The organism is Colwellia sp. D2M02, assembly GCF_018860755.1.
GTDB lineage: Bacteria > Pseudomonadota > Gammaproteobacteria > Enterobacterales > Alteromonadaceae > Colwellia > Colwellia asteriadis.
Map to the genome: position 1 here is coordinate 89,096 of NZ_JAHKPW010000064.1, position 12,467 is coordinate 101,562.

The following is a 12,467-nucleotide window of genomic DNA, read 5'->3' on the forward strand; positions in this document are numbered from 1 at the left end:
TAAGCCGAGCTCAGGTTAACTAATTTTATACCATCAGGTAATGCATAAATAAGGTCAATATAACAATGAAGATTTGGGTTGATGCGGACGCTTGTCCTGTTGTAATCAAAGAAATTTTATTTAAAGCGGCTAATCGCACTAAAATTAGCACCACTTTAGTCGCTAACCATTATGTAAAAGTGCCTCCCTCTCCCTTTATTAGTTTTATGCAAGTTAGTAGTGGCTTTGATGTTGCTGATGATGAAATTGTAAAAAAAGTAACCGCGGGAGATTTAGTGATCACAAGTGATATTCCGCTTGCTGATGAAGTCATTGGTAACTCGGCTCTGGCCTTAAGCCCGCGTGGTGAGTTATTTACCAAAGAAAACATAAAGTCACGCTTAAACATTCGTGACTTTATGGATACTATGCGCGCCAGTGGCGTTAATACTGGAGGACCTGCGGCGCTGAGTCAAAGTGACCGTCAAACCTTTGCTAATCATTTAGATCGTATCATTACCAAAAGCCAATAGCGCCTGTAGAGCAAATAATACAAGCAAGTAACACAAGTAAATAACGCTATTACGCTCAACGTAACGTTAACGCGGCTCTTTAAGCCCATCAGTTGTTGTACTTTTTGCCACTAACAAGGCTTTAATTTCTGCGAGTTCGTGTTCTAGTTTTTCAATTTGAGCACGACTTGCAGGCTCAGCCCCTTCTGGAGACTCGCCATGAAGTTCAGCACGATATAACTCATGCTCTTGTCCCATCACCTCTAACACGGTACCAACCATCATATTTAAAAAAATGAAAGCGGTTAAAAAGATGAAAGTAAGGTAGAAAATCCAACTCATCGGATACACTGCCATGGTTTCATACATAACATCGGTCCAATCTTCAAATGTTGCCACACGAAATAGCGTTAACATTGAGATAGAAACATCGCCCCACAATACTTCATTAATTCTATTAAAGAACATGCTGCCCATTGCGGCATAAATATAGAAAATAACAAACATTAACAAAGCGATATAACCCATACGGGGTATTGCTTTGAGTAGTGCGTTAATCAGTATTCGCAGCTCAGGTATCATCGAAACTAAACGCAATACTCTGAAAACACGTAATAAACGTGCTAATAAAATGCCAGTTCCACCAGATGGAATTAAACTGCCAATGACTATAATAGTGTCGAAAATATTCCAACCATTTTTAAAGAATTGTTTCTTTTGTGGATCTGCCAAGAAACGAATAGAGAGTTCTATAGTAAAGAAAATAGTTACGCCAACATCAAGCATTAATAAGATTGCCAATGCATTTTCACTAATACGGTGAGTCTTAGCGCCTATTAATAGCGCCGAAATAATAATGACGGCAATAACTAAAAACTGAAATACTTTACTGTTATTAACTCGAATGAGTTGCTGTTGCACACTCATAAGTACACTAGGCATGAGTTTGTCCTTTTACTTGGCTATTTACCGCACGATCACTAACATGAGGGTTTGTTAGGCGTTCATGACCAAAGGTGCTCATAGGTCCGTGACCGGGAATAAAGCGAACATCATCACCTAAGGGAAACAAGTTATGACGAATAGAGTGAACTAACGTGGCATGATCCCCTCGAGGAAAATCAGTACGGCCAATTGAGCCACTAAATAACACATCGCCTACTTGGGCTAACTTAGATTGACGATGAAAGAAAACGACATGTCCTGGGGTATGCCCAGGACAAAAATACACTTCAAGGGTAATATTGCCAAAGCTTACGGTATCATTTTGTGATAAAAAACGATTTGGCGTAAAAGGCTGAGCATAAGAAAATGCCGTACCAAATTGCATTTTTTGTTGCTCAACAATGTCGATCCAAAATTGATCGGCTTTATGGGGACCTTCTATAGCTACATTATAGTGTGCCGCGAGTGCCGTAGTAGCACCCGCATGATCAATGTGTGCATGGGTTAACAATATTTTCTCTAATGTTAATTTATGACGAGTAATGGCAGCAATGATTTTTTCAATATCACCACCAGGATCAACGACAGCCGCTTTTTTCGTTTCATTACACCAAAATAATGTGCAATTTTGCGCAAAAGGTGTAACCGGAATAATTTCAAAATTTAGAGTATTTTCTGACATAAGGGTTTTATATAGCTACATGAAAACAGGACAAGGTTAACCGTACATGCACGGCAACGGGCTAGGATTGTATCATAAATTTATTTCACCAAATTACGAGTAAAATGTAACAAAACTAAAAAAAACTTCCCCTGCGTCTTTTATCTCGGTAAGCTTTGCCAAAATTTAACATCTACTGAGTAATTTAGTTAATTTCTATGGCTTCCACTACAACTCGCGACTCTTTTCATTCTCGCCTTGGTTTTATTCTTGCTGCCGCAGGAGCTGCTATTGGTTTAGGTAATATTTGGGGCTTTCCAACCCAAGCTGCAAATAACGGCGGTGGTGCCTTTTTAGTGGTTTACCTTATTGTCACTTTTTTACTTGCACTGCCAGCACTTTATGCAGAAATTTATATTGGTAACCAAGCGCAAACTAACCCTGTTTCAGCACTAACTAAAGCTTGTGGCGAGCGCTTTAAAAAAATAGGTCATGGTGCCGGTATTATTGGCATTATTGGCGCTATTATGATGCTAAGTTTTTACACTATTGTTGCAGGCTGGATGTTAGCGCATGCATTGGCCTCAATTGCACAACTACTCGGCTTAGCTGATATTGCTCAATGGTTATCAACCTCAAGTACATTACGTAATATTGTTTTTACCCCTATTTTTATCGTGCTAAGTGCTACCATTGTTCATCAAGGTGTACATGGCGGTATTGAACGTTGGTCTGCCAGACTGATGCCATTACTGCTTGTTATGCTACTTGGCTTAATTGTTTATATTTTACAACAAGACGGCGCTCAAACAGGTTTAACTTTATACTTACAACCTGATTTCAGCCAAATAACAGAGCCAACATTAATTGTCTCGGCAATGGGACAAGCTTTTTTCTCACTTGCTATTGGCGTTGGTGCAATGATGGCTTACGGCTCTTACATTCCTAAAGACAAAAACCTCGGTGGCTTAGTTATTTCAATAACGTTGCTCGATACTTTTATCGCTTTTATTGCTGGACTATTAATTATACCGGCATTATTTGTTGCTCAGCATGGCGGGCAAGAGGTTTTCGCTGATGGTAAGCTAATTGGCAAAGCACAATTAATTTTTAATATTTTACCGACCCTATTTAGCTCAATGGGCACAGGTGGTTTATTAGTGTCTTTTGCCTTTTTTGCGCTATTAGCTATTGCCGCATTAACTTCGACTATTTCTTCAACAGAGCTTCCGGTAGCGTATTTAGTTGAAGATAAGCAGATGAACCGTAAACGCGCAACATGGATAATTTCGACGATTGTTTTTGTCGCAAGCATGCTACTCATTGCATTTTTCGATCAACTCTTTGGCTTAGTGATTCAAATATTAACGACAATATTACAGCCTTTAATGTCGCTATTTTACTTCATTGTGGTTGGCTGGATTTGGCAACGCGGTAATAAACTCACCAATTTAGCAACGCTTAAAGCACAACCTAAACTGAAACTATTAGGGTTTTACCTACGCTTTATTTGTCCGGTATTACTACTCATTGTTTTTGTGCACGTTGCTTTTCAACAATAAGATTAACAATACTGATAACCGCTATAAATTTAGCGGTTATCAGTAATAGTCACCCAAAGGCTCTTTGAGCAAAGTATCGCTAGATATAAGCCCAGATATAATTACAATACTCATTTATTTAATATAAATGACAAGCTCTTAATTTTACTCCAAGGATAGAAATGAAATCTCTCAAAACAATACTTATTACATCACTAAGTTGTTTATCACTTAACGCCTTTGCCAACAATGCAAATCAATTTACGTACTTTGGTGTTAGCTTACAAAATAGTAGTTACGATGATATCAATTTTCACCCTCAAGTTGATACTAGCGCTTTATCACCGCTTGAATACCACGAAAGCACCTCAAAAACGGGTTGGAAGCTATTTGCAGGTCATCAATTTAATCGCTACCTTGCAGTAGAAGGTGCTTTAGCATCATTTGGGAGCGCTAATTTCTCAGTTACCGAAGAACAAGCAAATGGCACCATGAAAACACTTCACCAAGGTAGCTTTGATACAATGGGTCTTGATATACGAGCAGTCGGCACCTACCCAATAACAGACAATTTATTTTTAAAAGCACATTTAGGTGCCTTATTATGGGATAACGATTTTACTTTTTTAACTAACAGCTCCAACGAGCTTGATACTCAAAAAAAGTCAGATACCGGTGTATCTCTCACAACAGGGTTAGGTATTGCATACGCCTTTAATAATTCTGTGGCTCTTTCATTAGATTATGAAACTACAGAAATAGCTCATATTGCCACAAAAAACTTAGGCCTATCTGTACTTTTTCGCTTTTAGTTCATATGATTAAATGGTTGGAAATCGAGCTCATTATATGAGTGAAGTAGCATAATTTTAGAGGGTGTATCTTAAATAATAGGGATTGTGTATTTATCTTAATGCAAAACACAAAAACGTAATGTACGCCCTGCTATGAATTCAATCAAACATAAACTAATAATTACCGAGCCAATGAATTAAACGGATGAAGAGAATAAGGACATTATGAACATTAAAGCATACATCGACTATTTTAATGAAATTAAAAGCTTACCTCGAGATCAACAATTTTCATTACTATTACAAGCACGTAATGACGTTATCGATAACACGGTGATAAACCCATTTACGTTAATTACTTTTGCTTTTCCTATTTTCTTTATTGCCTTGCTCAATACCGCCACTTACTTACTTTGGGGCTATTCTATTGTGCTAATGGTTATCGCTGTATTTATCGCTTTACTGATTTCAAGAGTGGTTACTAATGAGGTTTTAGATACGCTATTACTGAAAAGCTTAAAGCAAGTATTAGCTAAAAATTCGTAATAAAAAATCCTGCAGGCAAATGCGTGCAGGATTTTTTATTTATCAATGTAACAATAAGTGCTAGCTAACCTGATCTCGGCTTAAAAAATGGTTTCTCTAGCAGCTATTTTACTAACTTCTTCGTTAAATTTAACGTTTAAATTCAGAAGTTTTACTCCATTGTGGCCATTGACCGTTATTTGATAACACATAACCGATATCAAAGAATAACTGCATATCTTCTACAGCCCCAGACAAGTCCCAATCACTTGAGTACTCATCACATAAACCGTGGTAGCATTTGGCTAACTTAGCATCTAAAGTTTTTCTTAGCTCTGCAGTTTTTGCATCTGCCGCTTGTTTACCACCTTTTGCATACAATGCTGGAATACCAACACTGGCAAAGGCAAAGTGATCTGAGCGGTAATAAATGCCACTGGCTGGACGAGGATCACCTGAAATAATACGGTTTTGCTTTTTAGCCGCTTTAGTTAAGTAATTATCAAGCTCTGATTGACCTAAACCATAAACAGCGACATCTTTACTACGACCATTAACATTTAACGCATCCATATTAATATTAGCTACCGTTTTCTTCGGCGCTATTACTGGGTTAGCTGCATAAAATTTAGAGCCAAGTAAGCCTTGTTCTTCTGCTGTTACCGCTAAAAAGGTAATTGAACGCTCAGGCAGTTTATCGAGTTTAGTAAACGCTTCGGCCACTTCAATTAATGCCGCAGTACCAGTGGCATTATCAACTGCGCCATTGTAAATTTGATCGCCCTTTTTACTCAAATCTGTGCCTAAGTGATCCCAATGCGCGGTATAAATGATATGTTCATCTGCTTTTTTACTGCCCGGTAAAGTGGCAATAAAGTTATTAGATATTGACTTTTTAATGGTGTTTTTTACCGTAACAGAGGCTGTTAAATTGCCCATATCAACGTTATATCCACCTTGAGCCGCCTTTACTTTCGCTTGTTCGAAATTCAAACCTGCTTTAGCAAATAACTCTGTGGCAACTTCACTATTAATCCAACCTTCAACAGCAACACGACCTTTATTTAAATCATCACGTTGAAAACCAAACTGTGGACCAGACCAAGAATTTCTTACCACATCCCAACCGTATGACGCCGGAGCAGTTTCGTGGATAACAATAGCGCCTTCTGCGCCTTGACGGCTGGCTTCTTCATACTTATAAGTCCAGCGACCGTAATAAGTCATAGCATTACCGGTAAATAAGTCCGGGTTTTGTGTAGCATAACCAGGATCATTAACTAGCATGACCACGGTTTTACCTTTAACATCTAAGCCTTCATAATCATTCCAGTTGTATTCTGGCGCATTAATACCGTAACCAACAAATACTAAATCAGAGTTTTTCAATTCAGATAAGGTTGTAATACGGCTGCTGCCCATCACCATATCAGTTTTGTACTGGTAATCTTTACCACCAATACTTAATACCATTTCAGGTGAGGCTTCAATTGAGACTAACGGTACTTCTTGTAAAAAGCTGTCACCATTGCCTGGCTTAAAACCAATCGCTTTGAACTGCTCAGTTAAGTAGTTAAGCGTTAATGTTTCACCTTCACTTGACGGCGCTCTGCCACCAAACTTATCTGAAGATAACACTTGAACATGTTCGGTTAGTTGCTCAGCATTAATGCTGTTGTAGCTTTTTTCAAAAGAGTTTGCCGATACTGTGCCTGACATAACAGCGATGAACGCAGTTGTGCCAACCAGTAGTGAATTTTTAAGTTTATTCATTGTTATAATACTTTCTCGATAAATCAGACGAAACAGTATAAAACGTCTAGTGTAAGTTAACCAGTATGTTTTTAAGCTTGTCGTCAAAGCTAGTAAGTTCAGCAGGTGTTAATCACCCTGACTCAGCTTAGCCAGTTTTAACTCAGAACTTTTGCTATTCTTTGGTGTCAACTCAACCTTTTCTATTTTTTCAAAGCGGTTGGAAATTTTATTCGCTGAAGTATGAATTTGCTGCACATCAACCGCTGCTTGGTCTATATGTTTCGCTAAATTGGCAAAGCGACTTTTAAAACGGCTAAAATCTTGCCCTAAGTCAGATAAGTGTGCTTGAATAATATGAATTTGTTGACGCGTGGCTTCATCTTTTAACACCGACCTTGCGGTAGTAAGTATAGCCATTAACGTAGTTGGCGATGCCATCCATACGCGTTTTTTATTCGCGTATTCTACTAAGTCAGCTTGATGACCGTGAATTTCAGCAAAAATAGCTTCTGCGGGAATAAACATAATGGCGCCATCAGCCGTTTCATTATCAATTAAATATTTATCACTAATGTCATTAATATGCTTTTTAATATCAAGTTTAAACTGACGCATTGCAACTTTTCGATCTAACTCCGCAACCTCTAAGTCCATCATTTTACGGTAACTTTCAAGGGGGAATTTAGAGTCCACTACCACGTTACCAGTAGGCTTTGGTAAAAATAATACGCAATCGGCAATTTTCCCATTTGATAAAGTGTGCTGTAATTTAAAGCTTTGCTCAGGCAGTACATTGCGAATCAAGCTATTAAGTTGCACTTCACCAAAAGCACCGCGCGAGCGTTTATCGTTTAGCACTTCTTGTAAACTCACGACATTACTTGAAAGCTCTGTAATTTTTTTCTGGGCGTCATCAATCAAAGCCAAACGCTGCAGAATATCACTAAAGGTTTTTGTGGTTTTTTCAAAACCTTCACTTAAGCGTTTTTCTACTTGACCGCTAATTTCTTGTAAACGCTTGTCGGTTGACTCGGTAAGACTATCAATACGTTTTGTCATTTGTTCGCTACTTTGGCTTAATGACTTTGCTAATTCTTCGCGATTGGTTTGTGTTGCGCTATTAAGGTGTTGTAATAACTGGTCAAGCGATTGATTTTGATTTTGGTTCAGTTGATCTTTTTGCTCACTAAACTGGCGTAATAGCTTAATGCGTAAATCAGCCATTTGTTGCTCAAAAGTATTCGCTAATTGCAACTTTTGCTTTTCTTGAATTTGTACAAGCTGTTGTAAAAAATTAGCTTCGGCGCTTTGTCCATATTGTTTAACTAACTCAAGACAATTGAGTTGTTGTTGGTTATATAACGCTATTAGCTCATTACGTTGCCTACTTTGTTTGATGAGCACTGTGCAAAGTAACACAATGGATAATATAAAAAATAATGCGCAAAACAAGAATGGTGATAAAGGGGAGCTCAATAATTGCTGCATAACAGAAGATGTCATGATTTGATCCTATATAGAAGAAAGTACGCAGTGCTTAATGGGTAACGTTAATTAACAACAAAAAGCACTGTATTTATTAACAGTATCAAATTTTAAACTGAGATAATAGCAATTTGTCATCACCACTCTCACTTACTCCTCATGAAATTACATTAATATTGACCTATTTTTTTATTTTTCCAAGCATGAATTAAGTAGGATGAAATAGAATCTCGACTGCCGGTTTGAACATTATCGAGCTGTTCTCGGGAAAACCATTGGCAATCTTCTAAATCATCTTCACTAATATCTATTGCTGTTGATGTCGCAACGGCTGTAAAACCGAGCATAATAGAAGCAGGAAAAGGCCAAGGCTGTGAGGTAATATATTGTGGGTTGCTAACCACAACCTTTGTTTCTTCGCCAACCTCTCTAATAACCGCTTCTTCTAGGGTCTCACCAGGGTCAACAAAGCCTGCCAGCGTTGAATACATGCCAGCTTTCCAGCTTGCTTGTCGCCCCAACAAACAGCGGGCAACACCATCAGAAAATTGATGTTCAACAAGCATAATAACCGCAGGATCCGTACGAGGGAATGACATATTACGACACTCACTACAGCGCCGCGCGTGTCCCGCCTCTGTTGAACGACTGATATTACCGCACTTTCCGCAATATTGATGAGTGTTATGCCAGTGTATTAACGCCTTTGCTAACGCTTGAATGGCGGCATCAGTAGCAGATAAATTAGCGGTAACTTGTCTTAATGATTGCCATTGTCCTAATACAGCTAAGCTGTCTTGTGTTGAAAAATGTAAACTCTGTAAATTAACAGCGAAAAAAGACTGATCGGACTCTTTGACTATATTGCTAGCTCTACTGCTACCAGCACTGCTGTTTACACTGCTACCCGCATTAGTATCAATTTTTTTCCCTAAATAAATGCAACTACTCAGAGATAAGTTACTGAGTTGCTGTTGAGTTAAATATACCGCTTTGGTGCTATTTTCGTCGCAGCTAAAAAGCCCCATATCATTATTTACAATACAAAATAAGGTATTAGGATGATTGAATTGAGCTGTTAACCAGCGCTTATTTTTACGTTGATTAGTACACCTATCAAGAGGCATATTGCTATATATCATCTACTTTTTCCTTATTTATTTGCTGCGCCCAATACTCAGACCATTGACCTAATGGAGTAATAATCGCGAATAGCTCAACTCCCGTCGGTGTTAGTTGATAACCTAACGAGGTTGACTCAACCAAGCTTAGGGCTTTTAATTCTTTTAAACGTGTGTTTAATAAACTCGGCGATATTTTTTCACAACGCTGCTGCAAATCCCTAAAAGTTGCACTGCCTTTGCTGAGCTGCCATATAACTCCTAAAGCCCATGTACGTCCCAATAAATCGAGTAATGCCATAATAGGTTTACCTGTTTTAGAGCCACGAACTTGTTCTCCGGGTATGGGGATCGACATAATATTCCTCTGTTATTAAATTATCGGCAATAAGGATGCTACTATATTAGTAGCTATATTGCTACTTTATTAGTAGCACAAGGGTATTCAACTTACGGAGAGTTTACATATAAGCCAATATCTACAGTTATTACTTAATAACAATCAGTTAGCTTGAAAGGGTATTTTTATTTGAAGTTAAATGTTTTTTCCAAACAAGAAATCGTTTAAATTACAGCCAAGTAACGGCACTTAAAGAAGATAATAAGTATACTTTTGAGGATGCATTTGAGCGGATTATATTTGTATACGAAAAAGGTGCTTGACGGTTATAGGATGTAATAAAAGCAACAACTCAAGGAGCAAAGCTACCTAAATAAAGTAAGTTATTTAGGTAGCTACCTTAGCCATACTGACCAATGCTAACTAACTTGTAGCAATGGACAATAAAAACAAAAAAGCCCCTTCCACCATAAGGGTATTACAGGGGCTTTTTTTACTTACTGCCTTATACCTTCAATGTGTAAGCCCATTTCAACATGGGTCGATGCTGGACCTAAATTGTAGCTAATATTATAGTCTGTCAACTTCAAGCTAGTTGTCCCTGAAAAACCAGCGCGGTAACCGCCCCACGGATCTTGACCTTCGCCCACTTTTACTACATCAAATGAAATCGTTTTAGTGACACCTTTTAACGTAAAGTCACCTGTTACAACCGCATTTTCAGCATCGCTAAACTTGATGCTTTTACTAACAAAAGTCGCCTTAGGAAATTTTTTAACATCTAAAAAGTCATTACCTCTTAGGTGTTTATCACGTTCGGCATGATTAGAGTCAATACTGTTAGTGTCAATTTCAATGTTAATTTTCGCTTGGTTAGGGCTCTTTGCATCATATGAAAAGTCGCCGTCAAAATGGTTAAATCTTCCTAATAGCCAGCTATAGCCTAAATGTTTAATTTTAAATTCAACAAAAGCATGAGCGCCTTCTACATCAACCTTATAGTCAGCCGCTTGTACACTATGTGCTGCCACGCCACTAAGTAACGTACTTAATAATAAGCCACTTGCTAATACTGTATTTTTCATAAAGTTTTCCTTTCGTTTGGTTGTATATTGATTGTGCATTAATAATGTATCGTTACGTGCTATTTCACACTAACGGCATTGCTGTTTATTTACTTTGCTCTTACTTTAATCATTTATTACTGGGTAGTACTTTAAGCATACGCACTAAGGTATTATTTTTATTTATAAAATGATGTTTAAGTGCGGCTAAAGCATGCCCTGCACTTAATACAATAAGTGCCCAAGCCAGTATTTCATGAATCTCACCAGCTATATCTTCTTGGTTTTCAAAACTAAACGGTATTGCGGGTATTGAAACAACACCAAATACATCAATTGCTCGGCCATCAGCCGTTGAAATTAAATAACCACTTAACATTAATACTGCCATTAAAATATACAAAAAAATGTGCCCGTAATGCGCAAGGCCTTTTTCAAAACGACTGGCATTATTGTCTGCGCTTTGTGGAGTAACATTAACGAAGCGCCAAACCATACGCAGTAATAGCACTATAAATAAAGTCATGCCAATGCTTTTATGTAAATCTAACGAGCCTTTATACCAAGTGTCGTAATAGGTTAACTCCACCATATATAGACCTAAGCCAAAAACTGAAAATATTGTAATTGCCATGAGCCAATGAATAACAATTGCAATCAAACCATAGCCATTTGGTGAGTTTTTTAACATACTCGCTCCTTATCCCGAGTTGTTTACATTGCCATATCATAACCAAGTTATAGCTAGCAAAATATAACTATAAATGCGAAACTGTTGTGCATATTTGCACAACTAAAGAATTTAAATGAAGAATATTTCATGGGATGATTATAAAACAGCATATCAAGTAGCCCTTGATGGGAGCCTCAGCAAGGCTGGTAAGTCTCTAAATATTAACCATTCAACGGTACTAAGGCGTATTAACCAACTAGAACAAGCGCTAAACGTTAAGCTTTTTATTCGTCATCAACGAGGTTATAAGTTAACCGACGCGGGCTTTATTCTTATGGATGAAATGCCTGAGCTATTAGCTAAGTTTGCTAGCTTAGAAAACAAACTCCAACATGTTGAAGGGGATATTAGTGGTGAGCTTAGAATCACCACTGTAAGTTCATACTCTCCGGTACTTACTTTGAAATTAAAGCTGTTTTTACAAGAATACCCTAACATTCGTATTAAGCTGATCTCGACCGATACGATTATCGCCCTAGACTCTGGTGAAGCACATATCTCGTTACGCGCTGGGCCTAGACCAAACGGTGTCGATTTAATTGTCAAAGAATTGATGCCATTAAATACTCAATATTACGCAAGTTCTGACTATGTTGAAACATATGGCATACCAGCAACACTTGCTGATCTGAATGAACATTTATGGGTATTACCTTCAGTTGAAAAGCACCGTATCCCCTTCGTTCAATATGTTCTTGGACATATAGATAAAGATAGAATTGCATTTCAAAGCAATAATTTTCCTGATATTTATCAAGCCATTATTAATGGTGTAGGCATTGGTCCCTTAGCTAAATATCAAGCATTAACAGACCCTACCCTTTGCCTTGTACCTTTAGATTTACCTAAAAAAGATGAGTCAATTTGGTTTGTTTATCATAAGGATTTAAAACGCAGTGCTCGTATCACCTGCTTGTATGACTTCTTGACAACGACACTTTAAGATTTTTTGCAATGTATCATCAAGATTACACTTTAATAAAATCAAAAGAATGATACACATTAACCAACT

13 protein-coding genes are annotated in these 12,467 nt (G+C 37.7%); 5 read left to right on the forward strand and 8 right to left on the reverse strand.

Annotated features, from left to right (window positions below):
• Positions 1-65 precede the first annotated feature (65 nt).
• A complete protein-coding gene (locus KO495_RS11830) occupies positions 66-512 on the forward strand; it encodes a YaiI/YqxD family protein (protein WP_215980609.1) in 447 nt (148 codons plus the stop codon).
• A 66-nt stretch (positions 513-578) separates the two neighbouring features.
• Here KO495_RS11830 and KO495_RS11835 read toward each other — a convergent pair whose 3' ends face one another.
• On the reverse strand, positions 579-1,433 hold the full coding sequence (locus KO495_RS11835; RefSeq protein WP_215980610.1) for an ion transporter: 855 nt from the start codon (positions 1,431-1,433) through the stop codon (positions 579-581).
• The gene (locus KO495_RS11840) at positions 1,426-2,118 is read right to left on the reverse strand and encodes an MBL fold metallo-hydrolase (RefSeq protein ID WP_215980611.1); all 693 of its coding nucleotides are present in this window, start codon (positions 2,116-2,118) and stop codon (positions 1,426-1,428) included. The genes KO495_RS11835 and KO495_RS11840 overlap by 8 nt, the downstream gene beginning before the upstream one ends.
• A 197-nt stretch (positions 2,119-2,315) precedes the next feature.
• Between KO495_RS11840 and KO495_RS11845 the strand changes: the two genes are divergently transcribed.
• The 3 genes from KO495_RS11845 (at position 2,316) to KO495_RS11855 (ending at position 4,978) form a co-directional block, all read left to right on the forward strand.
• Positions 2,316-3,659: a sodium-dependent transporter gene (locus tag KO495_RS11845; RefSeq protein WP_215980612.1), complete on the forward strand. Its 1,344-nt coding sequence runs from the start codon at positions 2,316-2,318 to the stop codon at positions 3,657-3,659.
• A gap of 161 nt (positions 3,660-3,820) precedes the next feature.
• Complete coding sequence (locus KO495_RS11850) at positions 3,821-4,450, forward strand: outer membrane beta-barrel protein (RefSeq protein ID WP_215980613.1); 630 nt, start codon at positions 3,821-3,823, stop codon at positions 4,448-4,450.
• 207 nt (positions 4,451-4,657) lie between these two features.
• Positions 4,658-4,978: a hypothetical protein gene (locus KO495_RS11855; protein ID WP_215980614.1), complete on the forward strand. Its 321-nt coding sequence runs from the start codon at positions 4,658-4,660 to the stop codon at positions 4,976-4,978.
• A 129-nt stretch (positions 4,979-5,107) separates the two neighbouring features.
• Here the strand turns inward: KO495_RS11855 and KO495_RS11860 are convergent, their stop codons facing one another.
• The 6 genes from KO495_RS11860 to KO495_RS11885 form a co-directional block, all read right to left on the reverse strand.
• Positions 5,108-6,676, reverse strand: coding sequence for a M28 family metallopeptidase (locus tag KO495_RS11860; RefSeq protein WP_252738931.1), 1,569 nt, complete (start codon positions 6,674-6,676; stop codon positions 5,108-5,110).
• A gap of 162 nt (positions 6,677-6,838) precedes the next feature.
• The gene (gene rmuC / locus KO495_RS11865) at positions 6,839-8,215 is read right to left on the reverse strand and encodes a DNA recombination protein RmuC (RefSeq protein ID WP_215980616.1); all 1,377 of its coding nucleotides are present in this window, start codon (positions 8,213-8,215) and stop codon (positions 6,839-6,841) included.
• Between the two features lie 152 nt (positions 8,216-8,367).
• Complete coding sequence (gene nudC, locus KO495_RS11870; RefSeq protein ID WP_215980617.1) at positions 8,368-9,339, reverse strand: NAD(+) diphosphatase; 972 nt, start codon at positions 9,337-9,339, stop codon at positions 8,368-8,370.
• Positions 9,329-9,676, reverse strand: a complete 348-nt coding sequence (locus KO495_RS11875) for a helix-turn-helix domain-containing protein (protein ID WP_215980618.1) — start codon at positions 9,674-9,676, stop codon at positions 9,329-9,331. The genes nudC and KO495_RS11875 overlap by 11 nt, the downstream gene beginning before the upstream one ends.
• A 479-nt stretch (positions 9,677-10,155) precedes the next feature.
• The gene (locus KO495_RS11880) at positions 10,156-10,743 is read right to left on the reverse strand and encodes a YceI family protein (RefSeq protein ID WP_215980619.1); all 588 of its coding nucleotides are present in this window, start codon (positions 10,741-10,743) and stop codon (positions 10,156-10,158) included.
• A gap of 109 nt (positions 10,744-10,852) precedes the next feature.
• Positions 10,853-11,413: a cytochrome b gene (locus KO495_RS11885; protein WP_215980620.1), complete on the reverse strand. Its 561-nt coding sequence runs from the start codon at positions 11,411-11,413 to the stop codon at positions 10,853-10,855.
• Positions 11,414-11,528: 115 nt separating this feature from the next.
• Here KO495_RS11885 and KO495_RS11890 point away from each other — a divergent pair, with 115 nt between their 5' ends.
• Positions 11,529-12,398, forward strand: a complete 870-nt coding sequence (locus KO495_RS11890; protein ID WP_215980621.1) for a LysR family transcriptional regulator — start codon at positions 11,529-11,531, stop codon at positions 12,396-12,398.
• Positions 12,399-12,467: the final 69 nt, after the last annotated feature.

Excerpts from the sequence above, each read along its gene's own strand:
- KO495_RS11830 (WP_215980609.1), top strand. The coding sequence starts at position 66 with ATGAAGATTTGGGTTGATGCGGACGCTTGTCCTGTTGTAATCAAAGAA.
- KO495_RS11835 (WP_215980610.1), bottom strand. The coding sequence starts at position 1,433 with ATGCCTAGTGTACTTATGAGTGTGCAACAGCAACTCATTCGAGTTAAT.
- KO495_RS11840 (WP_215980611.1), bottom strand. The coding sequence starts at position 2,118 with ATGTCAGAAAATACTCTAAATTTTGAAATTATTCCGGTTACACCTTTT.
- KO495_RS11845 (WP_215980612.1), top strand. The coding sequence starts at position 2,316 with ATGGCTTCCACTACAACTCGCGACTCTTTTCATTCTCGCCTTGGTTTT.
- KO495_RS11850 (WP_215980613.1), top strand. The coding sequence starts at position 3,821 with ATGAAATCTCTCAAAACAATACTTATTACATCACTAAGTTGTTTATCA.
- KO495_RS11855 (WP_215980614.1), top strand. The coding sequence starts at position 4,658 with ATGAACATTAAAGCATACATCGACTATTTTAATGAAATTAAAAGCTTA.
- KO495_RS11860 (WP_252738931.1), bottom strand. The coding sequence starts at position 6,676 with ATGTCAGGCACAGTATCGGCAAACTCTTTTGAAAAAAGCTACAACAGC.
- rmuC (WP_215980616.1), bottom strand. The coding sequence starts at position 8,215 with ATGACATCTTCTGTTATGCAGCAATTATTGAGCTCCCCTTTATCACCA.
- nudC (WP_215980617.1), bottom strand. The coding sequence starts at position 9,339 with ATGATATATAGCAATATGCCTCTTGATAGGTGTACTAATCAACGTAAA.
- KO495_RS11875 (WP_215980618.1), bottom strand. The coding sequence starts at position 9,676 with ATGTCGATCCCCATACCCGGAGAACAAGTTCGTGGCTCTAAAACAGGT.
- KO495_RS11880 (WP_215980619.1), bottom strand. The coding sequence starts at position 10,743 with ATGAAAAATACAGTATTAGCAAGTGGCTTATTATTAAGTACGTTACTT.
- KO495_RS11885 (WP_215980620.1), bottom strand. The coding sequence starts at position 11,413 with ATGTTAAAAAACTCACCAAATGGCTATGGTTTGATTGCAATTGTTATT.
- KO495_RS11890 (WP_215980621.1), top strand. The coding sequence starts at position 11,529 with ATGAAGAATATTTCATGGGATGATTATAAAACAGCATATCAAGTAGCC.